Source organism: Desulfobulbus sp. (assembly GCF_031547805.1).
In the GTDB taxonomy this organism is placed as follows: Bacteria; Desulfobacterota; Desulfobulbia; order Desulfobulbales; family Desulfobulbaceae; genus Desulfobulbus.
Window position 1 is genome coordinate 33,400 of sequence record NZ_JAVBRQ010000030.1, and the last position, 25,193, is coordinate 58,592.

General features: G+C 61.2%; 22 protein-coding genes. 16 read left to right on the top strand and 6 right to left on the bottom strand.

What is annotated here, in order from left to right:
* The first annotated feature begins 228 nt into the window (after positions 1-228).
* From RMR13_RS10600 to RMR13_RS10675, 16 genes are all read left to right on the top strand, one after another.
* Entirely contained in the window at positions 229-1,740 is a 1,512-nt protein-coding gene (locus RMR13_RS10600) for a WD40 repeat domain-containing protein (protein WP_310600605.1), read from the top strand.
* A gap of 53 nt (positions 1,741-1,793) precedes the next feature.
* Positions 1,794-3,152 (top strand): radical SAM protein, encoded by a 1,359-nt coding sequence (locus tag RMR13_RS10605; RefSeq protein ID WP_310600606.1) that lies wholly within the window; start codon positions 1,794-1,796, stop codon positions 3,150-3,152.
* Complete coding sequence (locus RMR13_RS10610; protein WP_310600607.1) at positions 3,149-3,565, top strand: PqqD family protein; 417 nt, start codon at positions 3,149-3,151, stop codon at positions 3,563-3,565. The genes RMR13_RS10605 and RMR13_RS10610 overlap by 4 nt, the downstream gene beginning before the upstream one ends.
* Positions 3,562-5,001, top strand: coding sequence for a radical SAM protein (locus tag RMR13_RS10615; RefSeq protein ID WP_310600608.1), 1,440 nt, complete (start codon positions 3,562-3,564; stop codon positions 4,999-5,001). Before RMR13_RS10610 ends, RMR13_RS10615 begins: the two co-directional genes overlap by 4 nt.
* Complete coding sequence (locus RMR13_RS10620; protein WP_310600609.1) at positions 4,998-5,288, top strand: hypothetical protein; 291 nt, start codon at positions 4,998-5,000, stop codon at positions 5,286-5,288. Before RMR13_RS10615 ends, RMR13_RS10620 begins: the two co-directional genes overlap by 4 nt.
* Positions 5,285-7,297, top strand: coding sequence for a radical SAM protein (locus RMR13_RS10625; protein ID WP_310600610.1), 2,013 nt, complete (start codon positions 5,285-5,287; stop codon positions 7,295-7,297). Before RMR13_RS10620 ends, RMR13_RS10625 begins: the two co-directional genes overlap by 4 nt.
* A gap of 9 nt (positions 7,298-7,306) precedes the next feature.
* Positions 7,307-10,090, top strand: coding sequence for a radical SAM protein (locus RMR13_RS10630; RefSeq protein ID WP_310600611.1), 2,784 nt, complete (start codon positions 7,307-7,309; stop codon positions 10,088-10,090).
* Between the two features lie 242 nt (positions 10,091-10,332).
* A complete protein-coding gene (locus tag RMR13_RS10635) occupies positions 10,333-10,857 on the top strand; it encodes a NifB/NifX family molybdenum-iron cluster-binding protein (protein WP_310600685.1) in 525 nt (174 codons plus the stop codon).
* 19 nt (positions 10,858-10,876) lie between these two features.
* Positions 10,877-11,092, top strand: a complete 216-nt coding sequence (locus tag RMR13_RS10640; RefSeq protein ID WP_310600612.1) for a hypothetical protein — start codon at positions 10,877-10,879, stop codon at positions 11,090-11,092.
* Positions 11,093-11,159: 67 nt separating this feature from the next.
* Entirely contained in the window at positions 11,160-11,570 is a 411-nt protein-coding gene (locus RMR13_RS10645; protein WP_310600613.1) for a hypothetical protein, read from the top strand.
* Positions 11,567-12,433, top strand: a complete 867-nt coding sequence (locus RMR13_RS10650) for an ATP-binding protein (RefSeq protein WP_310600614.1) — start codon at positions 11,567-11,569, stop codon at positions 12,431-12,433. The genes RMR13_RS10645 and RMR13_RS10650 overlap by 4 nt, the downstream gene beginning before the upstream one ends.
* On the top strand, positions 12,418-13,320 hold the full coding sequence (locus RMR13_RS10655; protein ID WP_310600615.1) for a 4Fe-4S binding protein: 903 nt from the start codon (positions 12,418-12,420) through the stop codon (positions 13,318-13,320). Before RMR13_RS10650 ends, RMR13_RS10655 begins: the two co-directional genes overlap by 16 nt.
* A gap of 52 nt (positions 13,321-13,372) precedes the next feature.
* Positions 13,373-13,747, top strand: coding sequence for a NifB/NifX family molybdenum-iron cluster-binding protein (locus tag RMR13_RS10660; RefSeq protein WP_310600616.1), 375 nt, complete (start codon positions 13,373-13,375; stop codon positions 13,745-13,747).
* Positions 13,748-13,762: 15 nt separating this feature from the next.
* Positions 13,763-14,122 carry a NifB/NifX family molybdenum-iron cluster-binding protein gene (locus RMR13_RS10665; protein WP_310600617.1) on the top strand — a complete coding sequence of 120 codons (360 nt, stop codon included), beginning with the start codon at positions 13,763-13,765 and terminating at the stop codon, positions 14,120-14,122.
* 318 nt (positions 14,123-14,440) lie between these two features.
* Positions 14,441-16,525 (top strand): hypothetical protein, encoded by a 2,085-nt coding sequence (locus RMR13_RS10670; RefSeq protein WP_310600618.1) that lies wholly within the window; start codon positions 14,441-14,443, stop codon positions 16,523-16,525.
* Between the two features lie 193 nt (positions 16,526-16,718).
* Positions 16,719-17,234 (top strand): GNAT family N-acetyltransferase, encoded by a 516-nt coding sequence (locus tag RMR13_RS10675; RefSeq protein WP_310600619.1) that lies wholly within the window; start codon positions 16,719-16,721, stop codon positions 17,232-17,234.
* A gap of 285 nt (positions 17,235-17,519) precedes the next feature.
* On the opposite strand, the gene RMR13_RS10680 is transcribed toward RMR13_RS10675, so the two are convergent.
* From RMR13_RS10680 to RMR13_RS10705, 6 genes are all read right to left on the bottom strand, one after another.
* Entirely contained in the window at positions 17,520-18,446 is a 927-nt protein-coding gene (locus RMR13_RS10680) for a transporter (protein WP_310600620.1), read from the bottom strand.
* Positions 18,447-19,189: 743 nt separating this feature from the next.
* Positions 19,190-20,419, bottom strand: coding sequence for an FAD-dependent oxidoreductase (locus tag RMR13_RS10685; protein ID WP_310600621.1), 1,230 nt, complete (start codon positions 20,417-20,419; stop codon positions 19,190-19,192).
* Positions 20,420-20,433: 14 nt separating this feature from the next.
* Positions 20,434-20,757 (bottom strand): thioredoxin family protein, encoded by a 324-nt coding sequence (locus RMR13_RS10690; protein ID WP_310600622.1) that lies wholly within the window; start codon positions 20,755-20,757, stop codon positions 20,434-20,436.
* 117 nt (positions 20,758-20,874) lie between these two features.
* Complete coding sequence (locus RMR13_RS10695; RefSeq protein ID WP_310600623.1) at positions 20,875-22,209, bottom strand: alkyl/aryl-sulfatase; 1,335 nt, start codon at positions 22,207-22,209, stop codon at positions 20,875-20,877.
* Between the two features lie 55 nt (positions 22,210-22,264).
* Positions 22,265-23,383, bottom strand: a complete 1,119-nt coding sequence (dctP, locus tag RMR13_RS10700) for a TRAP transporter substrate-binding protein DctP (protein ID WP_310600624.1) — start codon at positions 23,381-23,383, stop codon at positions 22,265-22,267.
* 283 nt (positions 23,384-23,666) lie between these two features.
* Positions 23,667-25,109, bottom strand: a complete 1,443-nt coding sequence (locus tag RMR13_RS10705; RefSeq protein WP_310600625.1) for an MFS transporter — start codon at positions 25,107-25,109, stop codon at positions 23,667-23,669.
* Positions 25,110-25,193: the final 84 nt, after the last annotated feature.

Here is a 25,193-nt window from a genome sequence, read left to right on the forward strand (position 1 = left end):
CTGCCCCACCCAAACGCGGCCGGGACAACGAATTCATATGATAAAATACGTATTCTTACATCGGAACAGCATCCGAAAAGCGAAAACACTTGCGCAACATTTGCAAATGCTCGTTAAATGGCATTTTCAATCAGCAACCATCGCAACAGGCCACCCAGGCCAACACCTTTCCCGCGCGGCCCACCGCCGGATTCGCCCCGAAGCGCCGGGCCCAACCAGGAGGAAACAATGACGGACGACAAAAAGCATCCGACCTTGGACCAGACACCCGACGACGAACAGCCGGAGATTTACGGGGTCATCAAGGGCAAAGACGGCATCGGCTTGAACCGGCGTTCCTTTCTCGGCGCCATTGCCGCGGCCGGGGCCCTGAGCGCCTGTTCCGGCCCGGTGCCCGAACCGGCCGGAGCCCCCGCGTCCAAGAAAACCGCGCCGCCGGAAACGACCGCCACCTGCACCGGCGCGCCGGTCAAAACCGCGCAGACCTGCGGCCAGACGCATGAAAAAGGGATCGAGGCCATCGCCATCGGCAAGGACGGCAAATCGATCGTCTCCTGGGACCAGACCGCGATCAAGCTGTGGAAGCTGCCGGACTGCAGCCTGAAGAAAACCCTGCCGCGCGAGGCCGACGCCGCCCTCAGCTCCGACGGCAAGTACCTTGTTGCCTGCCGGGCCGGTCAACAATCCACCGCAATCAAGGAACTGCCGAACGCCACCTCGCTACGCACCCTGCCGGTCCGGGTGGACGCGCCGGTGGCTTACGGCTCGGATGGCAAGACCCTGGCGTTGGTGGGCCAGGAAGGCATCGAGCTGTGGGGCCTGGCCGATGGCAAGCGCCGCACAGTCATCAAGGAGGCCGCACCTTCGATCCGCTCGCTCGCCTTCAGTCCCGACAACACCCTGCTCGCCGCGGGGTACAAGGACGGTTCGACCAAGGTGTGGCGCCTGCCGGAAGGCGAACCGGTGCAGACCGTGCAAGGACCCACCTCGCCCGTGGTCGCGGTGGCCATCGGCTCCAAGGGCGGCCTGCTGCTCTCGGGCCACGAAAACGGCACCGCCAAGATCTGGCGTCTGCCGGAAGGCACCCCGGTGCAGACCATGGCCTGCCACAGCGGCAAGCTCTTGCTGGCGCGCATCGCGCCGGGAGGCGATCTGGCCGCCACGGCCAGCACCGACGGCACCGTCAAGCTCTGGAAAATGCCGGAGGGCAAGCTGCAGGCCACGCTCAAGCATCAGCAGGGCGAAAAGATCACCGCGATGGCCATCGGCCCGGACGGCCAGGTGCTGGTCACCGGCTCCGACAGCGGCCGCATGCACCTGTGGCGGCTGCCGGAGGGCGAATTGATCGGCTGCATCCTCGATCCGGCCCTGACCTACAAAGGGACGCCGATGTCTCACTATCGCCAGACCGGCCAACAGACCCTGGTCCAACCCTGCACCACCCCCCTGCCGGCGAACGCCACCTGCGTCTGCGACTGCGTGGCCACCGACCGGTCGTACCGCAGCAGCCAGACCGTCTGCGTCTGCGACACCATTGCCGTGCCGGTCGGCTATGCCGTTGCCGGTGGCGTCTGCACCTGCAACACCATCGCGGTCGGGAGCAAGAGCCTGCCCAAGGGCCACAAGAGCACCATGTCAAAGGAGGGCACCTGTACGTGCCACACCATCTGCACCTGCAATACGGTGTGCTCCTGCGTGGGCAATGTCTCGCAGCAAAGCCACTACTGGCGGCCCAATTGATCGAGGCCGGGGAGGAGCAAAGGATAGCGGAACGCGACCCATCAAGCCGGGTTATGGAGCTGCACACCATTCCCTATCGGGACAAGGTCATCGTCTACAGGCCGCTGCAGCACCTGGCCTTTATCGGCAATCGGGCCATGGCGCGGCTGTGCGAACGCTTTGCCGTCGGAGAGGTGCCGCCAGCCGCCGATGACCAGCCCACCGGCTTTCTCCGGGCCATCGGTTTTTTCGAGGAGGACCGACAACCGGAGCAACAGCCGATAGACGCGGACCAGTTCCAGCCGACGGTTTGCGTGCTGTTTCTCACCAATGCCTGCAATCTGCGCTGCATCTACTGCTACGCCCACGGCGGCGGCGAGGCCCCGGCCAAGCGGCTGCCCCTGGCCCTGGCCCGCACGGCCATGGAGACGGTCTGCCGGCATGCCGCCGACCGGGGGCAGGACCACTTTTCGCTCTGCTTCCACGGCGGCGGCGAACCGACCACGGCCTGGACCCTGCTGACCGATTGCGTGGCCCTGGCCCGGCAGGCGCCGCTGCCCGCCCGGATCAACCTGACCAGCAACGGCGTCTGGACCGGGGAGCAGCGGGCCTGGATCCTGGACAACCTCGACGAGATCAGCCTGTCCTTCGACGGCCCGCCCGCCATCCAGAACCGGCAGCGGCCCACCCGGAGTGGGGACGAAAGCCACCGGTCGGTAATGCGCACCGTGCAGGAGCTGGACCGTCGGGGAATGGCCTACGGCATCCGGGTCACGGTGGTCGACCGGAGCATTGAGCGCATCCCGGAGATCGTCGAATACCTCTGCCAGGAAACCGGAGCCCGGACCTTCCAGGTCGAACCGGCCTTCGACCACGGCCGCGCCCGGACCGACCGGGTGGCCCTGGCGCAGCACGCCGCCTTTGCCGAGGCCTTCATGGCCGGCTACGACATCGCCTGCCGGCACGGGCGGCACATGTACTATTCCGGGGCCCGCCCCTGGCTGCTGACCGACCGGTTCTGCGACGCGTTCGCCAACGCGCTCATCGTCGGCCCCGACGGTTTCCTCACCTCCTGCTACGAAATCTGTGACCGCCAGCACGAGTTGGCCGGGGATTTCATTTTCGGCGCCATGCAGCCGGACGGCGCCATCGGGATCGATACCGGCATCAGGCGGGCCTTTCTCGCCAAGATCGAGGAGCGCCGGCAGACCTGCCGCGCCTGTTTCTGCTTCCGCCACTGCGCGGGCGATTGCCCGTCCAAGACCTTTTCCGCCCGGACCGGCGGCCATTTGCGCCATGGCAGCCGTTGCGAACTGAACCGAACCCTGACCAGGGAGCTGATCGTCCACTCCATCGCGGCGGGCAACGGCGTGTGGCAGGGACGGGCCCAGGCGGCGCCGGGCCCCTGCGGCCGTACCGGAGAGGCGGCATGAACGGGGACGGCCGCAGAGTCTACCTGCATTCGCTGCTGGCCGGGGCGGTCGCCGCGGTCGACGAGCTGCGCGGCAAGCCGCATTTCAGACTCGACCAGCTCGAAACCCTGCCGGAGACGGTGCTGCACGGCATGGTGCCGGTGGTGCACCGGGACCAACGCATCCGCATCGAGGACGGCTGGCTGCTGACACAGGAGCGGGGCGAGGCGGACTTCGGCCGCTGCCTGCGGCTGGACGCCCGGCAGGAGTACGCCGTCAACCGGTTCGACGGCCAACATGCCCTCGGCGGCATCTGCGAGCTGCTGGCGGCGGAGTTCGGCATCTCGCGCCAGACCGCGGCGGCAACGGTCCGCCAGCTGTTCGTCGCCCTGGCGCAGCAGGGGATCTGCCATCCCGCCGGGAGGCCGGAGTGAACGCGGCCGGGGTCGACAGTACCGCAGCGGACAAGGCGCGGCCCAGCCTGTTCGCCCTGCCGGTCAACGACGCCTTTTTGGTGTGTAATCCGCCGGCCGGGGTCGCCTCCCTGGTCAACGGGCCGGCGCTACGCCGGTTGCGCCGGGCCATCGGCCAAGCCCCCTCGGCGCCTTCGTTTCCGGCCCTGTCGGACGACTTGCGCCAACTCGCCGACCTGCTGGCCCGAAAGCCGGAAGCGCCGCCGGCGGCAACCGAACCGCTTCATCCCCTGTTCCTCGGCCTGCTGCCCACCCGGAGCTGCAACATCCGCTGCACCTACTGCGACTTCGGCGCCGACGGGCCGCAGGCCGCCGCCATGTCCCCGGCCCTGGCCAGCGCGGCGCTCACCTGGTACGCCCGCTTCCTTGAGGATGCCGGCCACGGGCGGATGGAGGTGCATTTTTTCGGCGGCGAGCCCTTTGTCGCCCGCGAGGTCGTCGAAACCGCGGTGCACCGAAGCCGGCTGCTGGCCGAACGCCACGGCCTGACCCTGCATCTCGAGGTGTCGACCAACGGGGTGTTCGAGCCGGAATACGCCCAATTCGTGGGGGATTATTTCCAGGCGGTGGTCCTGTCGCTGGACGGATTCCAGGAGGTCCACGACCGGCATCGCCCCGCCCGCGCCGGCCGCGGCAGCTTTGTCCAGGCCCGGCAAACCGCGGCCCTGCTCGCCAGGACGCCCACCGAGCTCTGCCTGCGCTGCTGCGTCTCGACCTTGAATGTCCACCAACTGGAAGAGATCGCCCTGTGGTTCTGCAAAAAATTCCAGCCCTCGGCCATCAATTTCGAGCCCCTGACCGGCAATGCCAGGACCCTGGCCGCCGGCCTGCTGCCGCCGGACCCGTACCTCTTTGTCCGCCAGTACGCCAGGGCCCATGCCCAAACCCTGCGCCACGGCGTCAGACCGGTGTACGCGGCCACCGAGGGCGACCCCTCGGGGACGAGCTTCTGCCCGGTCGGCAAGGACGCGCTGATCGTCTCTGCCGACGGCCGCATCAGCAGCTGCTACCTGCCGCAGGCGGCCTGGCTGGAGCGCGGCCTCGACCTGGATGTCGGCCGTCTGGACGCACAGGGACACCTGCGCATCGATATGGACGCCATTGTCCGCCTGCGGCGCCTGCCCGAAGACAAACCCCGCTGCGCCCGATGTTTCTGCCAGTGGGTCTGCTCCGGCGGCTGCCATGTCCACCACACCTATCCGGGCAGCCCGCTCACCTACGAACCGTTCTGCATCCAGACCCGGCTGCTCTCGGCCTGCCGGCTGCTGGAAGAGATGGGGCTGGGCGCCGTGGCCGAAGCCCTGCTCAACGACCGACAAGCCATGGAGGCCCTGGCCCAACGGCCTTCGGATCTGTTCGAGGATCTGCCTGAACATCCATTGCCGGAGGCGCCATGAAGACCGCCGGCAACCACGGCCCGCCAGGCGCGGCTCACATCTTCTGGCTGGTGGAGCGGCAGGGCATCGTGCTGCTCGATCCCCGACGGAACCGGCAGCTCCACCTTGCCTATCCCGAGGCCGCGGTGTGGGATCTGCTGATTCGGCGGTGGCCGGCAGCAACCATGCGCGCCATGCTGGCGGTCATTGCCGGGATCGGCGAAGACGAGGCCGGACGGCTCATTGCCGCCTGCCTGGACAGGTGGCGGACGGAAGGCTGGCTCAAAGAACCGGGGGCGGCGTCATGAGCAATCTGTCCGTCACCCTGCTGTGCAACCAGGCCTGCGGCTACTGTTTCGCCCGCTCCCTGGGCCAGGCAGGCGGCCACATGCCTCTGGAGGTCTTTGCCCGGGCCCTCGACCATCTCGAGCGTTCGGGCATCCGCCAGGTACGGATGCTCGGGGGAGAGCCGACCATTCACCCGCAGTTCGGCCTTTTACTCGATGCGATTGAGGCCAGGGGGCTCGATCTCCTGCTGTTTTCCAACGGCCGCATGCCGGGCCGGGCCATGGACCGGCTCAAGCGCTTTCCCGAAGAGCGCCTGGCCATCCTGCTGAACATCGATCCCGCCGCCTGCCAGCCGGATATCCGCGACCGCCGGGTGCGCCAGGTGGCGGAGCGTTTCGCCAAGGCCGTGATCCTGGGCTGCAACATCCATCATCCCGGCCTTTCGCCCGCGCCGCTGCTGCCGCTGATCGACCGCTTCCAGCTGATCCGGACGATCAGGCTCGGCCTGGCCCACCCCTGCGTCGGCGCGGCAAACCGCTTTCTCCACCCGCGCCATTACCGGACCGTCGGCCGCGGGATCGGCGCCTTTGCCCGCGATGCCGCGCGCCGGGGAATCCGGCTCGCCTTCGACTGCGGCTTCGTGCCCTGCATGTTCACCGAGGACGATCTCGAACTGCTGGCCACCTGGGGCGATCCGCCGGGCAGCCGCTGCAACCCGCTGCCGGATTTTCTCCCCGACGGCCGGCTGATCCCCTGCTATCCCCTGGCCCATGTCTGCCACACCGCGCACCGCCCCGGCGACAGCGCCGAAACCGTGCAGGCGCGTTGCAACGAACAGTTGGCGCTCTATCGGACCGCCGGCATCTACGGCGAATGCAGCCACTGCCAACTGCGCCGGCAGCAACGCTGCAACGGCGGCTGCCTGGCCGCGGCCATGCAACGGCTGCGGCCCTCTTTCCCGCAAGGATGCGCCGGCTCCGACGACGGCAAGGCCGCAGCCGGCCCGCTGCCTGACCAACGGGCCGGAGCGTCCGCCCGCCCGCGCGCCGCTTCGGCCATCGGCGGCAAACAATGGGCCATCCCCTATATCGACCAGCCGCTTTCGTTCTGGCAAGAGGTGCACCGGCGCTTCGGCTCGGCGATCCGGGAGGTCTATCTGCCGCTGCCCCGCAGCCTGCTGGCCTCCGGGCGGCCGGAGCAGGGAAGCGAGCATCTCGAGGCCTTCCTGCGTCACACCCCGATACCGGTGTCGGTGCTGCTCAACCCGGTGGTGCTGCCGCAGCCGGTGGCGCAAATGGCGCCGCAACTGGTCGAGGCACTCGAGCGCCTGCGCTCCATCACTCGCTTAAACGGCATCACCGTCGCCGACTGCAGCCTGGCCCGGATCCTCAAGGAGCACCTGCCGGACCTGCCCTTGACCGCCTCGGTCCTGATGGATGTCGCCCAGCCCCATCAGGCGAGCCAGCTGCGCGGCCTGTGCGACGCGCTGGTCCCGGCCAGCCGGATCATGCGGCATTACGCGGCACTCCAGGCGCTGCGCCGGACCTTTCCCGGCACCCTCCGGCTGATGGTCAACGAAGGCTGCCTGCCCGATTGCCTGATGCGCACCCAGCACTTCTTCGAGATGGGCTATGCCGCGGAGACGCCGCTGTCCCTCTGCGGCAAACTTGTCGCCGAACAGCCCTGGATGCGGCTGACCAGCTCCTGGGTGCTGCCGCAGCACCTGCACCTTTTCGACGACCTGGCCGACGAATTCAAGCTCGCCGGCCGAGCCACCCTGCAGCGGCCCGAGCAGTACCTGGAGGTGCTCGATGCCTATGTCAACCGCCGCCCCCTGACCCCGGACGTCATCGGCGGCGGCCCAGCCTCGGCCGTCACCCCGCTCAAGATCGGCGAATCGTACTACCGCACCACTTTGCACTGCGACAAGCAGTGCCATGTCTGCCCGATTTGCCGCGACTATTACCGTCAGGCCACGGCCCGCCTCAACCGCCAGATGCCGGACGAACGGCAGCACGACCGGGCCTGAGCGGGCGCCATGCGCATCCATCCCCAACTTCCCATTTATCGACTGGCAGGCCCCGGCGACTCGGTCCTCCTCTACACCCCCGGTACCCTGGCCACGGTCAGCCCAACCCAGGCCGCATTGCTGCAGGCGGCGTGGAACGGCGATATGCGCCTGCAACAGGAGCCGTCGCTCCGGGAACCGAGCGCCTGGCTGACCGGCCATGCCCGCCGGGCCGCCGCGGCCAGGGAACAATGGCGCCAGGCACCCTACCGGCCCGAATGCCTGACCGTGTATCTCGGCAACCAATGCAACCTGGGCTGCGGCTACTGCTTTGCCGCCCCGGGGCGGCACACGACGGCGGCGGCCGATTCGCCGGGCCTCTGCCTGGACCCGGCAATCTTTGCAGCGGCGGCCCACCTGGTCGGCCGCCATTGCGCCGAAAAAAAACGGCCGCTCCAGCTTGGCTGCCATGGCGGCGGCGAACCCACGGTCCACTGGGATCTGCTCCTGCACCTGGTACGAATCAGCCGGGAGATCGCCGCCCAACATGCCGTGCCCTGGCAGGGCTATGTCGCCACCAACGGCGTGCTGCCGGTCGACAGAGCCCGGCATCTGGCCACGCTCTTTTGCCGGGTCGGCCTGTCCTGCGACGGTTCCCCCGACATTCAGGATCGACAGCGCCCGACCGTAGGCGGCGGCCCCACCTCCGTGCAGGTGCGCCGGACCGCAGCCGCGGTGAAACAGGCCGGGGCCCGGCTGGAAATCCGGGCGACCATCACGCCGGCAACCGCCGGCCGCCAAGCCGAGATCCTGCGCTATCTGGCCACCGAACTCGGCGCGGACGCAGTGACCTTCGAACCGGTCTACGGCCAGGGCCCGGCCGCGGGATCGGACCGACAACCCTCGCCCGATCCCGGACTGTGGGCCGAACATTTTCTGCAGGCCAGACAGGAAGCGCTGCGGCACCAAATCGTCCTCCACTTTGCCGGATTGCGGCCGGATGAGCAGCATGGGCCGCACTGCAATGTCCTGCGCCAATCCCTGCTCCTGACCCCGGACGGCAAGGCGACCAACTGTTTTCTGGTGGTCGACGGCGGCAATCCCCGCCATGCCGCGCACATCGTCGGCGGATTCGATCCGCATTCCGGCCGCTTTCTGCTCGACCAGGCCCGAATCGACCGGCTGCGCGCGCAGGCGATGACGATCGGCGCGGCCTGCGAACCGTGTTTCGCCGCCTGGCATTGCGCCCGATCCTGCCCCGAAACCTGTCCGGTCGAAAACGCCGTTTCGCCGTCCACCAGGGAGGGAGCAGCTGCCTTCCGCTGCCAATTGCACCGCGCCATCGGCCACGGGCTGCTCAGGGAGGCGGCCCTGGACATGCTGCGCCAGGAGGCGCATTCCCTGCCCGCTTCTTCCCCTGCCCCATCCGCGCCATCGATGGCCGCGGCACCCTCCGACGAAGCCATTGCCGCAACCATGGTGGCGACGACCCGCAGCCTGGCGCCGATAACCGGACAGGAAGCGCTTCGGGCCTGGGAAACGTCGCGCCGCCACTACCGCCTGGAGGATCGGGGACTGCCCGCGCCGCTCTGGCAAACGGAAGGTTTTCGCTACGATGGCGACGAGACCTGGCGGCGATTGCGCCGGATCGTGGCGCAATCGCCCGCCCGTCCGCTTTCCCTGTATATTCACATCCCTTTTTGCGCCGGCCGGTGCGGCTTTTGCGACTGCTACACCCTGCCCACCAGGGCCGGCCATCGCCTGCATGCCGACTATGTCGACCGGCTGCTGCTCGACCTGCGGCAGTGGTCGGAGCAGACCGCCCTGGCGGCCTGGCCGGTGACCACCGTCCATTTCGGCGGCGGCTCGCCCAACTTCCTTGCCCCCGAGCTGTTCTCCTCGCTCGTCGTGGCCCTGCGTTCCCGCTTTGGCATCCGGCAATCCACGGAGTGGGCGGTGGAAGCAACGGCCCGGCTGCTGAGCCGGCCGCATCTCGAACGGCTCAGCGACCTGGGCTTTAGCCGGCTCCACCTCGGGGTGCAGACCCTGGAAGAGCCGCTGCGCCGCGACATCGGCCGGAGCGAGCCGGCCGCAATGGTGCTCCGGCGGCTTGAGGACTGCCTGGCGCTGGGCTTCATCACCACCGTCGACCTGCTGTACGGACTGCCGGGCCAGACGGCTACGGGCTTTTTCGCCGGCATCGCCCGCCTGGTCGATCTGGGGGTGCACGGCCTGTCCCTGTACCGATTCAACCGCTCCCATCGCAATCGCGGCTTTGTCCGCCGCTATCGCGATCAAGTCGATCAAGTCAATCGAACCGATACGGCGCGGGACTACAGCCTGTTTCTCGCTGCGGACCTCGAACTGGAGCGGGCGGGCTACCGCAAGAACCACTTCTGCCATTATGCCCGGCCCGAGGACCGCAACCTGTACTACACCCATGCCAGGCGAGGCGAGGATTTGCTCGCCCTGGGCGCCACCGCCGACGGGGTGTTTGCCGGCCTCCACTACCGCTGTCCGCCCCTGACCAGGACCTTGCTCGACCCCGCCCGCCCTCACCCCCTGTTCCAGGGCAGCGTCGCCAACCCCGGCACCGACCGCCACCGGGCAGCCGTTGCCGCCCACCTGATGACCGGCTCGGTTCCCGGCCATCTGCTCCGGGCCGCCGGCCTGGCCGAGCAAGCGGCCCACTGGCACCGGTGCGGACTGCTCCGCGCCCGGACCGACGAGCCCGATCTGTTCGGCCTGACCGGCAGCGGCTCCTGGCATCTCTGCGCCATGCTCGAGGAATTGAAAACCAGCTCTCCAGGCTGACCGCGCCGCCAACCGCGACAGAGTCGCACAAATGCGCCCAGCAGGGTTGCGCATAGTCGCACAAACGCAACCTTCTCTGGTTTCCTCTCGCCGTTTCCTTGTCACCCGTCCCCTGTTTTTTCGCCCCGCATCCATCCCGTAGCTGCGGAGAAATCCGATCCATATCCGCACCCGCAGCCGGGCCTTGCCTCGGCCGGCGCAGGTCTTTTTCCCTGTTGGCACGCCGTATGCTTTCCCCTGGTATGGAAGCGCGGGACAGAAAGCGAAAAATCGCCGTAACCGTTTGGGAGCACCGGGTCTCACCGGTGTTCGACGCAGCCCAGACCTTGCTGATCGCCGAAATCGACGGCTGCGGGCTGGGTGCCGTGGTCCACCGGAGCTTCGATCCGCAGCGGCCCCTGGAACTGCTCCGGCTGCTGCACGCCCAAGAGGTGGAAGTCATCATCTGCGGGGCGGTTTCCGAGGAACCGGCCGCCATGCTCGAAGCCGCCGGGATCAAGCTCATCCCGTTCGTCACCGGCAGGGTCGACCGGGTGCTGGCGCACTACCTGCGCGGCCGGCCCTTCGAGGGCGAATTCTGCATGCCCGGCTGTGGCCGCTGCTGCCGCAAGGGCAGGCGGACCGGCTCCGGCCCGTCCGGTTCCTGTGAACGGCCCGTTGCCACGGAGAGCGGCGCCCGATGCCGAAGCGCAAGTGGAAGCGGACGCGAAGCCCAGGCGGCCAAGGACGAATCCGGCGGGCATCCGGCCCACCGGCCCCGCGCATAACCGATACGGGAGGTACCCCATGCCAGAAATGAACGAACAAGGCCCCATGGGCCACGACCCTCTCGGCCCCCGACCGGGCCGATGCGGGCGCAACGCCGCCAGCCGGCAACAATCCGCCGGCGAATCCCCCCAAGCCGACAGCCAGGGCAAGGGCCGGGGCATGATCCATCGCCACGGCCGATGCGCGGGCCAAAGCGGGCACTGCGGCGGCGGACAGCGGCACGGCAAGCGCTGATGCGTCTCCACCATTACTGCCGCCTGCCGCATGAGCCGGCAGGCGCATTTTTTTTTGAGAGGTTGCTTTGATCATCGCCTGCGTTGCCAAGGATTTTACCCGATGTTCGGCCCTGACCGCCCGTTTGTGGCTGGAACCGGGGATCGAGCTGATTCTGGTGGTCACCGGTCCGGCAGACGCGGAACCGGGGTGGGAACAACTGCGCCATCAGCGCCTTGACCTGGCCATTGTCGACGAACAGCTCGACGGCATGAGCGGCATCGACTTTGTCCGTCAACTGGTACGGGTCAACCCCCTGGCCAACACCGCCATCGTCGGCACCATGGCCCCCGAGACCTTTCACGAGGCCACCGAGGGGTTGGGCGTGCTGGCACAACTGCCGCTCAATCCCTCCGAAGCCGACATCAGGGCCCTGCTCCTGATCCTGGCCCGGATCAACGGGCTGATTGCCCGCAGCTCCCGGGTCGTGCGGCCGTGATCGTCAGCGTGGCCAGCGGCAAGGGCGGCACCGGCAAGACCACTATTGCCGTCAACCTGGCGGCGGCGTTGGGCCGAAAGGCCCAACTGCTCGACTGCGACGTCGAGGAACCCAACGCCCATCTCTTTCTTCGCCCGGCAATCGGCCACAGCCGCAAGGTCGGCACCCCCGTGCCCCTGGTGGATGCGGATCGGTGCACCCTGTGCCGCCAGTGCGCCGAGATCTGCCGGTTCAACGCGATTGCCGTGGCCGGCAAGCAGGTGCTGGTGTTCGCCGAGCTCTGCCACGGCTGCGGCGGCTGCACCCTGGTCTGCCCCGAGCAGGCCATCGCCGAGGTCGACCGCGAGCTGGGTACCATCGATTTCGGCACCTGCGCCGGGCCGGACTATGTCGGCGGCCGCCTGCGGGTGGGCGAAGCCATGGCGCCGCCGTTGATCAAGCAGGTGCGGGCCGCGGCCGATCCACGGCGCATCACCGTCGTCGACGCGCCGCCCGGAACCTCCTGCCCGGTCATCGCCGCCATGCACGGCGCCGATTTCGTCCTCCTGGTCACCGAACCCACGCCTTTTGGCCTGCACGACCTGCGACTGGCGGTCGAGGCGGTCAGGCTGCTCGGCATTCCCGCCGGCCTGGCGGTCAACCGGGCCGATCTGGGCGACGACCAGGTGTTCGTCTACGCCGAACAACAGCGCCTGCCCCTGCTGATGTCCTTCCCCTTTGACCGGGCGATCGCCGAGGCCTACTCGCGCGGGCAGCTGCTGGTGGATGCCGATCCCGCCCGACGCGACCAATTCCTGGCGCTGTATCGCGCCATCGAAACCCTTGTCCAACAAGGCGGAGCAGGCCCATGCGCGAACTCGTGATCGTCAGCGGCAAGGGCGGCACCGGCAAGACCAGCCTGACCGCGGCCTTTGCCGGCCTGGCGGCTCAGGACGGCACCTTGGTCCTGTGCGACGCCGACGTCGATGCCGCCGACCTGCACCTGCTGACCCAGCCGGCAATCCGGCAACAAACCGACTTCATGGGGGGCGGCAAGGCCCTGGTCGATCCCGATCTTTGCACCGGATGCGGCATCTGCCGCGCCCACTGTCGATTCGCCGCCATCAGCGAACGGTTCGCGGTCGATCCCATCCGGTGCGAAGGCTGCGGCGTCTGCGTCCATTTCTGTCCGGAGCGAGCCATCGCCTTTGCGCCCCAGCGCTGCGGCCAATGGTTTGTCTCGGAGACCCGCTTCGGCCCCATGGTTCACGCCCACCTGGGTGTTGCCGAGGAAAACTCGGGCAGGCTGGTCAGCCTGGTACGCCGGGAGGCGCGGCAACTAGCCGAGGAGCGCGCCCTGGAGTTGCTCATCACCGACGGGCCGCCGGGCATCGGCTGCCCGGTGATTGCCGCGGTCGGCGGAGCCACGGCCCTGGCGATCGTCGTCGAGCCCACGGTCTCCGGCCTGCACGACCTTGGCCGAGTGCTCGACCTTGCCGCTCATTTCCGCGTGCCCGGCCTGGTCTGCGTCAACAAGTTCGATCTCAACCCGGAGATGACCGAGGCCGTCGAGGAGCTTGCCCGGTCGCGCAACGTGGCCCTGGCCGGCCGCATTCCCTTCGATCCGGCCTTTGTCCGGGCCATGGTCCAGGGCCAAACCGTGCTCGAATTCGACCAGGCCGGCCAAGCCCGGCAGGCGGTGCGGGCGGTCTGGGACAACATCATCCGTTCGCCGGCCATGAACCCTGCGGGGATCGTGGATTTCCGGTAAACGACACGCTGACACCACTACACTCACACCATAACTACAAGGAGTTGCAACAATGGTACGATTAGCGATCCCTTCCGAGGGACAAGGCGGTTTGGACGGCATGCGCGCGGGCCACTTCGGCCACTGCGAGGTTTTCACCTGTTTCGACCTGGAAGACGGGCGGATCACCAAGGTGACCATCCTGCCCAACAAGGAGCATGTGCAGGGCGGATGCATGGTGCCAGTCAGCCTGCTGGCCGAGGCCGGGGTCAACGCCCTGGTGGTCGGCGGCATCGGCATGCGGCCCCTGATGGGCTTCCGCCAAATGGGCATCGAGGTGTATCACGACGCCGTCTGCCCGGAGATCCGGTCGGTGGTCGAGGACTTCCTGGCCGGCAAGCTGTGCCGGATCGGCGACGATCAGGTCTGCGGCGGCCATCACCATTGATGTGAAGGAGACGACATGAAAGCGGCCGTGACATCCAAGGGCGTTGCGCTCGACAGCGAGGTCGATCCGCGATTCGGCCGGGCGCCCTACATCCTCATCGTCGACACCGAGACCATGGCCTTCGAGGCGGTGGACAACAGCGACAACGTCAACGCCTTCAAGGGCGCGGGCATCCAGGCCGCCACCCTGGTCGCCGACCGGGGCGCCACGGTGCTGATGACCGGCTACTGCGGCCCCAAGGCCTTTGCCGTGCTCCAGGCCGCCGGCGTCAAGGTGGTCAACGACATCGACGGCACCATCCGCCAGGCAATCGCCACCCTCAAGGCCGGCACGGTCACCTATGCCATTGCCGCCAACAAGGAGGCCTACTGGTAAGAGCCCGGCCATTCGTCCGAACCGGATCGGAACCCGGCCAGTCGCCCGTTCTCATCCGCAATGAGCGAAATACAAACAAGGGGTTGCGATCGTCGATCGCAACCCCTTGTTCTTTTCCCCTCCCTTCACCTCGCCGCGTCCCCCGCTTCCACTTCGGGCCGCCGTGTTTCCGGCGCTCAACCGCCTTGTTGCCGACAAAGGCACGGCCGGTCATTTTTATCGTTGCCGATATTGCTTTACATCATGCATGGTTACACTATAGACAACGGAGTGCGCCTTCGGCGGCTGGCCCCCATCACCCATGCGTTTCAGGTACCCATGCACCACGAGACGAACAACCGGCACAAACGGCGGACCCTCGACGCCTTCCTCGACGTGTTGCGCGCCAGCGGCATCGCCCTGCCGCCCTTTCTTTCGGCCAATCCCCTTGCCGATGCCGATCTGCCACCCGAGGCGCTGGCATGGATGCGCGATTTCATCCGTCTGCACCCGAAGGCCGCCCCGGTAGCCGGCCGGGACGGCAACCTGCTGCCGCCGCTGTTTACAGCCATCATGGCCTTTCAAGGACATGAATACGCCTGGCACACCCCGGGCCATGCCGGCGGCAATGCGTTTTTAAAGTCGCCGGCCGGCCGGGCCTTCTACCATTATTTCGGCGAGTCGCTGCTCCGCTCGGATTTTTCCATCTCGGTGGGCCGGTTCGGCTCACTCCTGGACCATTCCGGGCCGATGGGCGAGAGCGAGCGCTATCTGGCCCGCGTCTTCGGCTCGCACCGTTCCTACCATGTCACCAGCGGCTCGTCCGAATCCAACCGAATTATCCTGGCGGCAAGCGTCGCCCGCGGCCAGATCGTGCTGGTGGACCGCAATTGCCACAAGTCCGTCAAGCACGGGATCGTCATGGCCAACGCCATCCCGGTCTACCTGCCGCCCTCGCGCAACCGCTACGGCATGATCGGGCCGATCTGCCCGGAGCACCTGGCGCCGGAGACCATCGCCGCCAGCATCGCGCAGAACGCCCTGGCCGCCCGGGCCACGGATTCTCGGCCTGTCCATGCGATCGTCACCAACCCCACCTACGACGGTCTCATCTACAATGTGGCCCGGGTGGAGGAACTGCTCGGGCGCAGCGTGGACCGCCTGCATTTCGACGAGGCCTGGTTCGGCTATGCCCGCTTTCACCCTCTGTATGCCGGCCGTTTCGCCATGCACGGCGATCCCCGTGACCATGGGCCGGCCCAACCGACCGTGTTCGCCGTCCAGTCCACCCACAAATTGCTGACCGCCCTGTCCCAAGCCTCGATGATCCACGTGCGCGACGGCCGCAACCCGGTGGAACATGCCCGCTTCAACGAATCGTTCATGATGCACGCCACCACCTCGCCGCTGTATCCCATCATCGTCTCCAACGAGGTTAGCGCCGCCATCATGGACGGCCGGGACGGCCAGGCTCTTTTGACCGGCACCATCGCCGAGGCCGTGGCCTTTCGCCAGGCCATGGCCCGTCTGCACGCCGACTTTGCCGCCCAAGGCCAATGGTTTTTCAACTGCTGGCAGCCGGATCGGGTGCGGTTAGACGGGAAATCCGTGTCTTTTGCGGAGGTCCCGACGCGCGACCTACAGGAGCGCCCCGAACTCTGGACCCTGGCCCCCGAGGCCCAATGGCACGGATTCACTAATTTTCCGGCCGACTACGTGATGCTCGATCCGATCAAGGTCACCGTGACCACGCCCGGCATCGGCGCGGACGGGGGCCTGGAGCAGACCGGCATTCCCGCGCCCCTGGTCGCGGCCTATCTGAACGCTCGGGGCATCGTCCCGGAAAAAAGCGCGAACTTTACCCTGTTGTTTCTCTTTTCGGTCGGCATTGCCCCCGGCCAGTGGCAGACCTTGACAGACGCCCTGCTGGCCTTCAAAAAAGACTACGATGCCGATGCGCCTCTGGACAGCACCATCCCCGAGTTGGCGCGCGTTCATGTCGAATATGCTGGTTTCGGGCTGCGCGACTTGGGCGAGTCGATGTTTCGGACCATGGCCGAGTTGCGGCTGACAGAGCTGATGGCCGAGGCCTTTGCCCAACTGCCCCGCCCGGTCATGACTCCGGCAGCCGCCTACGAGAAGCTGGTGCGCAACGAGGTGGCAAGCCGCAGCTTGAGCCAGGCGGCCAACCAAGCGGCGGATTGCGTCGCCGCCACCGGCATCGCACCCTATCCGCCCGGCATTCCGATGCTGATGCCGGGAGAATCCCTTTTCCCGGAACCGGACAGTGGGCCGCGGGCCGCTCCTGTCCTGCGCTATCTGCAGGCCTTGGAGGCCTTTGATCGGCGCTTCCCCGGCTTTGGCCACGAAACCCATGGCGTCGCGGTCGAGCAAGGCACCTATCGGCTGCTGTGCGTCCAGTGATATTCGGGAAGGGCATCGCCCAGAAGAAAAAAGCAGGCCGCGAATTGCACGGGGGCGCCGTCGAGGCAAGAAGACAACCGGACGGCAAAAACGCCGGATTGTGGCCGGACGGAGGGGCCGAAGCCTCCAGCGGCCCATCGGCAGGCGCCAGCACAACGTGCCCCGGCGGCGGCAAACCCAATTTCCCTGACCCATGCCAACATTGAAAAAAATATGGCCGCTGATGGAGGCGGCCTTTCCCGCCTGTGAAAGGCGAACCTTGGCCCAGCACCGGCAAGCGGCGGCAAACCCCTTGTACCGCCTGGACCCGATCCGCTCTGGAGACGAGTTTGCCGGATTTTTGGGCTGCTGGCTCGTCGAGGAATATCTTTTCGTTGAACATTTCGCCCTGGAAAAGCGGTTCCGGGGCAGCGGCCTGGGAACCAACGCCCTGCGGCACCTGGTCAACCGGGGACGTCCCGTGGTGCTTGAGGTCGAGCCGCCCAAGGGACCCGGCGCGGCGATGGTTGAAAATCGGAGAATACGGTTCTTCGAACAATCGGGCTTTGTCCGCCAGCCATATTCCTACTACCAGCCGGCTTACGACGGCTCGGACGCGCGGGTTTCCCTCATCTTAATGGTCCACGGCAAGGGACTGCTGCCGGAAGAGGAGTTCGTCCGCTTGCGCAGTGCCCTCTACCGGGTTGTGTACGCGAGGCCGACGCCATAGCCGTTGGCCCCGGGTCCGGGGCCGCAGAAAAAAAGCTCTTGATGAAGTACAAGGCAGCCTGGTGCCGCGCCATCCAGGCCAAGGAGTCATGCCTGCCGGATGCCCCCATGGGTTCGATTTCCCCCCTGGCCAGGCAATGAATCCGGCCAGGGGGGAATGCCGTCAGCTCCCCTGGCAGCGGCAGTCAACCGCTGCGGTGCGGGGATCAAGGGGAGCCGACGGCCATCCAAAGCATCGATCATTTTCCGAATGAAATCGCTGCCGCAACAACTGAGGGGGCGCCGATCACCAGCTCCAAAGTTTACCGAGTTTCACTTCGATACGAATATCGTCGGAGGCGGTTGGGATGTCATAATCCCGTAGCACGGGAAAGAGCACGTTGACCCCCAGCCACATATTCCACTTGGGCAGGCAATAGTTAGCCGCGGGCCCCACGTACATCTCGGTGTAGCCATTCCTCATGCCGATCCCGTTTTTTTCGGAAGACTGCGTCTTGTCGAGGGTGAATTCCAGGCCGACATCGAAATTATCGTTGAAGACGTAATGATAGCTGCCTTGCCATGTCAATGTCGTATCCTTGCGGACGCCTCCATTGCCTGTTTCCGTCGGCTGCACGAAGCCAATGTCGGTGTCAAAGCGATGGTTGGGATGCCATATTTTGGTCATGCCTATTTTGGCTTGGTATGACCAAACATCGCTGCCGGCGGGATGATTTGCACCTTGCTGCCCAGTTGGCATATTCACCGCAAAGGTGACGGCTGCACTCAACGGATCTCCCTGCCGTTGTCCCAGGAACATGTAGCTGCCGCCAAAAGCAAAGTCTGTCGGGCCATGCACATCTGCTGAAGGTGTATTATTAAAGGAGTCCAACTTATTGTTGATATAGCCGGGTACCATGAAGAACTCTACGCTATCCGTAAAACCATAACGTAATTTCAACAAGTATATATCGTTGCTCAGTGTTCTTGCCCCCTTGCCGTTATCGTCGACGATGCTGTCTTTATCTCGAAACGAGGCGTTGAAAACAGTAACCAATTTTTTTTCCGGAACAGTCACGCCTCCAGCAATGGCCGAGTTTACTGGCGTTCCGCTCAACCCACCCATTTTTTTCGTTTGCTGCGCAGCATCACTTGGCTGATTTTCGTTTGCGGATACGGCCTGAACATTCGAAAAACATGAAATCGACAATCCGTACAGGATAATCTTATGCAATCTATTACTTACCACAGCTACTCCCTCCGTTTTATTTTTAAACCATCAATTGCCACCACCAACATGCCGTTCGCGGCATATCAAAGTTACAGCCTCTTCATCCATGCACCTGCATTGCTTTCCGACACCTGATTTCCACCAACCAATCACATCGGCGAGAGCGCGAGCAAGCAAACGATCTCTCTCCGGCCTTGCATCCCGACGTCAAAGAGCCGAAAATTCAGCGCGATACCCATGAGCACGCACAGCAACTTCACTAGCATACGGGAGGACATCGCTCGAATGGCACACCCGACACCGCAACACACGCAACCACATTGTGGCCCTAGCCAACAAACAGCACGGCACGCTGCGCCACGAAAAATCGGTACACAGGAAACAAACACCATGAAACGCAACCAGGGCCTCGCCTCGCCCCCCAGACACGTCCCGCCGCTCAACGGGGCATGAACGCACCCCGGGAAGGCCTTGCCTCCCAAAAAAAACATGAAGCAGCAACCCTGTGCTGGAGGCGGACCGAACACATCAAACAAAGCCCAACCCACGACACACACAGCACGGGAACACACCTGTCGGAAGGACCTCACTGCCAACGGATGGCGCACCGATCGACTGTTCGGCGTCGCCACCTCATCCCAACGAAAATACCGGCAAGGCGTGCTCTTAATATGAATTCGGAAATTTCATCAGTATGGCATCCCAGAGTTTTTCTTTATCAATGGAATGCCCTTGACAACTGACAACTAAATACCGCCCAACGTATTCATTACTGTCAGTTCATCCAAAACAGCATCCATCTTTTCAAGAACATTGCCATGGTCAATGGCTACAATTGCAGGGACAGCCGCCACACCATATTTCTTGAAAAGATTTTTCTTCGTAGAGACGTCAATTTTAACCATATTGAACTTTGCATTCAATTTGCCATTGACCTGCTCTACCATGGATAAAAATTCCAAGTTTTTGGCAACTTTGGGATCGAAAAAAACAAGCAACACTTTTTTGTCGCTGTTATTTATATTATTATTAAACTCCTTCACCTCATCTATATATCTTTCAGCAGCGACAGCAGCTGTTGCCCCATCTCCTGCGGCAGAAACTATTTGTCTTAAATATTTAACCCTGTTATCACCAACAGCGTAAATACCATCGATGGATGTTTCCATCATTTCATTTGTTAAAATATACCCCCTATTATCAGTATCTATTCCTACATTTTTTATGAATCGAGTAGATGGCACCATGCCAACCCAAAAAAATACCCCTTTGCATTCAATTGTCTTCGAATCACCTGTTTTGATATTTTTAATTTTTACTCCCTCAACCTCTTCGCCTCCAACGACTTCTTCGATTGTGGAATTCCAAAGAAATTCCATTTTTTTATGGGCAAGCGCCTTTTCGGCGCTTACTTTGTTGCAATCCAAAACACCTTCATCATGCAAAACAATTACTGTTACTTTTTTGGCAAATTTTGTTACATACATGCCTTCTTCAATTGCCTGATCGCCACTACCGATCACAACCACATCTTCGCCTTCAAAACACTCGGCATCGCAAGTGGCACAATAAGCAACGCCGCTTCCCCTCAATCTTCTTTCACCGGGTATATCAAGAAGCCTCGGCTCGCTGCCGCAAGCGAGAATCACAGCTTTTGCCAGGAACTCCTTCTTTTTTTTCGTTCGGATAAATTTTTCTTCCTGCGAAAAATCCACCTCAACGACCTCATCTTTTAAAAACTCGACGCCAAACGATTCGGCGTGAGCCTTGAAGTCCTTCATCAAATCAGGACCGGTTACATTTATATATCCAGGATAGTTAACTATTTCTCGAGTTGTGGTAACCAGTCCACCAATGGCGCCTTTGTTGATGACCAAGGTATTGAGCTTGGCCCTGCCGCCGTAAATGGCAGCGGCAAGCCCTCCGGGACCTCCGCCGATGATGAGCAAATCGTATTCTTGAGCCATTTCTTCCATTCTCCTACTGGAACTCAGCCGATCACTTCTGCAATTTTTTCTTCAATATCATCCCGTTCAGCCAAGCCGGCGACCTTGCCCTGATATTCCCCTTTATTGAAAAACAATACCTGCGGAACACTTTTCATGGAAAAACGTTGAAACAACGCCTTTTCTTCTTCAATATCAACAGAATAGAATAAGAATTTACCTTTGTATTCGGGCTCCATTTCCTCGAGTTCCGGAATAACCTCTTTGCACACATGGCAATTTTTTCTAAAGAAAATCACCAGGCAAGCGCATTCTTGGTCGTATATGATTTCTTCAAATTTACTGGAATTCAGTTTTTCGATTTTCATGTCAAAATCTCCTTAATTTCATGACGGAACAACAGCTAAAAAAAAATTACTATTTTTAACAATCAGGAACGAATCATTTCACTATCACTGGCTTATTTTACCATCATCGTTATATTCTCATTCAATCATTTGTTTTTCAGCAAACGATCGATAGTAATTTGCCGACGGACCATTGGCTGTCCAATGACTTAAGGCCATTAAAGAATGAGCGCTCAAAGCCATCGCCTTTTTATTTTTCTGGTCACCGGCAAGAACCATTTCACACAGCTCCAGTACAGCTTGATGCCTACCTTCTCGCTGTGCTTCTTCTGCATGGACCAATATTTTTTCCGCGGATCCGGCCAGGGCAATCACTTCACGTCCCAATTCCGCCCTTGAAAGAGGCGAAAGATTCACAGGATTTCCATCGAACCAACCGACATAGCTGTTGATAATGCTTTTCACGCTATACGGAACGCAGCCATAGGACTGGATGAGATACGGCAGGCTTGCCAGATGATCAGGCAGGCACGCTTTTTTTACAGCCTCATCCAAGGGCAGAAAGCCCTGCACCGCTTCAAGCGCCAGCTTATGCACATGCTGAATTGCTTCGCGGTAATGGGAAAGCACGGTTTTTATTTCCGCTTTTCCATGAACCGGGAAGCCATGCCCCTGCAGCAGATGTCTGGGTTGCAAGGCGATAATCTTGTTTTGCGCCTCCGCCCAATCCAGCACCGGACGAGGGCTGCACCCTCGGATCGTGTAAAGATTCGGAAAACTCGGATAAAAAATATCACCGCAGGCGATCGCGTCCATTTGCCGGATGTGCACGATGGTGTGGTCCGGAGTCTCTCCAGGGGTATGATAGAGATCGAACTCGACCCCTCCCACGGCAAAGGACGCATTGCTGCCGGTAAACATTTCGGTCGGCTTGACGATGCTATCCGGCTTTACATGCTCAAAAACAAATTGCACGGCCACCGGCGAGGGATATGCGCTGATATTGGGGGCCACTCTTTCAGACTGCGGAAGCATGGCGCCAAACATCGCCGCCCCCCGTTGCGCACCGCTCATCCCCAATTGCCCTTGCAGCGACAGCTCCCGCATAAAACTTTCGTGGGCGTAGACGATTACGCTCTTATCGTAAATTGCCTTGCAGCCGAAGATGTGATCGGGATGGCTGTGGGTGTACACGAGGGCCTTGACGGAGGCCTTGGATATGGCCTTAAAGTCGTCCAGAATCTTTCGGGCAGCCTTTTGATTGTCCGTGGTATCGATGATGACCAACCCATCGCCGGTGTCCACCAGGATCATGTTGGATACGCCATATCCAACCGCGACATAAAGGCCTTGCCCGATCGTCACAATGCGCGGGCCGGCATACTGTTGAACGATCCGCTCGAGGTGCCGGCGTTCCGGGGATTGCGGGAAATCACTCTTTTTTACAGACGACGTGGTACAAGCAACAGACATGGTCAGATCCTTTGGTGGCCCTATCCGCAAAAACGGCGGCCTGATTATGGTTGTCTTATTTTTTGTTTTTCTTCCCGATCCGGCCCTGTGCCCACCACGCATCCTCGGGCGTATCGGTCACCTTGATTTGCTCACTTATTTCGATCATTTGTGCGAAGATGGCCTTTCCATTCAACCCTTTCGCGTCCAGCCGGTTGATCCAGGCGTCATACATGGGCTTGATGGCCTGCTTCCATTTCGCGACTTCTTCCGCTGGGGGAGTGTAAAACAGGTCCCCGCGTTTTTTAAGTTCCTCAAGCACCCAAGTCCCCTCGTTCGTCAAGGTGTGGCCGCATAGGCGGGCAAATGAAGGGGTGAGTTCATCGAACACCTGCTGCACCTCGGGTGGCAACTCATTCCAAGTTTCCTGACGCATGGCGATGATCATGGGGTCAACCTTGAAATTTGCTATAGTATGGGCGCTAGTTAGCTCCGTAACCCTAAAGGAACGGAGAGGAGCATTGGGAAAGAGTGTCGCGCTCGCAATATTGCGCTGAAGCGCCATATAAACTTCCGAATACCCAACCAGTTGAGGTTCCATGCCAAAAAGTTTCCCCATTTGCGCAACCGAGCCGCTGCCCACGGCGACGCGGATATTTTTCATTTCATCAAGCGTCTTAATGAGCTTGCCATCAGTTGAATGCAAATTGAGAACATCACTGGTAAAAATACCCAAGAACTTGAAACCTTTCATTTCTTGCCGCATCTCGGGTATTGTCTTATACATTTTCCATGCTACATCAGCAGCGTGGGCCGAGTTTTGCATCGTAAACGGCAAGCTGAGCCCTTCTGTAATTGTAAAATCGTCCGGGTATAGATAGGCGGCAACCACAACCAAATCAACAACTCCGGCGCGGAGAGCTTCGTAGGACTGCGACGGCTTGATCAGGCTGTCTCCGAAAAACCAAGTAAATTTAACCTTGCCGTTCGTGCGTTTTTCCACATCATGTCCAAAGAGTTGATAGGCATCTTTAGACAAACGGTGCGTTATCACATGTGAAGGTGTAGCAGCTTTGATCTGTATCACACCGTTCTCTTCAATCGCCGGATGAACAATAGAAGCAAAACACATCACAGCTGCTGTTGCATATAAAACTGCTCTCGCAATAAGCTGATCTAAAATTGATTTTTTCATAGGACCCTCCAGAATTCAACAAGCTCGGCTGCAGTATCGGCTGCCAGCCCCGCCCTCCTTCTTTGTACGATGACTATGATAAATAATACAATCAACTTAGATGGCTTGCGAGAGAGAACATTTTAGTTTTTTTATTTTTTAACCTTTTTAATTGAGATGAATGACAGATGAAAAAATAGTTTTTCTTTCAAGTACCCCCTGCCTTATAGTTGCTATATTGGTAATAACTATGAAGGCAGGAGGGATATAATTGCAACTATTTGCACATTATTCTTATAATGATTTAATCGAGAACCTCACGGACTCTAAAAGCCATCCCATTACCTAATTCTTCGTGCATCTCTTCAAGATTGCGTCCCGCTGTTGCCAGCCCGAACATACAACATTGCAATCCCACGGCAAGGAGTATGCCGCCAACGATCATGAAGTAGGAAGTATACCCGACCGATGCAAACAGCAAGGGCACGACCAAGTTTCCAATTGCCGGCCCTATCCGACTCATCATGTACACCAGGGAATAGGCCGTTCCGCGGACGCGCGTGGGATAACTTTCGGCACCATAGGATGAAATCATCGAAAAACCGGCAATGTGCGATGCAGCCATGACAAAGCCGAGCACCATGATCATCGTGCTGTTGGTCATCTGCCCGTAAAGTATGCCGCATATGCCATACAGCATGAACGCACCGCCAAGAGGCAACTTCCGCCCTCCCTTGTCAGTGAGAAAAGACGACAGAATTCCGCCCAGCGGCATGCCCATGGCGATCACGGAGCCGATCTGAAGACTGAGTTCCAAGCTCATTCCGTTCTTGGTCAGCAGGGTCGGTGCCCAGGAGATGAACATGAATGCCCCGGCGCATCCAAAAAAGAAAACATTGGTGACGACCGTGGTTTGCTTGATGTAATTTCTATTAAACATAACGCTCAGGGCCTCGATGTAGCTTGCTCCTTTAGCTACTTTCGAAGAATCCATGTCTTCTGGATTGATGATCAGATCTTTTCCGGTAAGAAGCTTGAAATTCTTCTTCGCCTTATCATACTTTCCATGGGCGACAAGCCATCTTGGCGATTCGATCAGAAAAATGCATCCCAGAATAAAAACGATGAACCCTGCCCCCCCGAGGAAGAAAATGATTCTCCAACCATAATCGAACATGGGGATGATAATTTTTGAAACCCATGCCGTTATCGGCGCACCGAGCAAGCCCACACCCAGCACGATCGAAAACCATTTGCCGCGTTGATTGGAAGGGGTAATTTCCGTGACATAACCAATTTCAGTCGAGATTAGCATGGCTATGCCGAAACCTGTAATTGTGCGGAAGATCAAGAAGGAATAATAATTCCAGGCCAGGCCATTGCAGATTGAAAAGATGGAAAAGATGAGGCAACCAGTCAACAGGGCGGTCTTGCGTCCGAAACGATCTGAGGCATACCCCCCGAAGAGACCGCCGAAGAGCATGGTGAAAATCATGATCGAGTTGATTGAGGCGAGTTCCCCCATGGTCATGCCCCAATTTTTCAGGAGTGCCGGGCCGACGAACGACATATTGTACAGGTCCATCTGATCGAAGAAAGTCCCCAAAACGATCAGAAAAAACATGAATTTATGCCTGCGGCTGAGCTTTAACCCGTCAAAATAGGTGGCGGTCGAAGGCTCTATGCCAACTGTCGCGGCGCAAGCTGGTCCGCAGCTAGAAGATGGAAAATCATTGTGGATGGGCATTGGATCGTTCTCCTTTTTGGTCGTGACAGCAAATAAGAATATGCGCTCTTTTCTTATGAAGATTTCTTCCTATATCTCTGATGT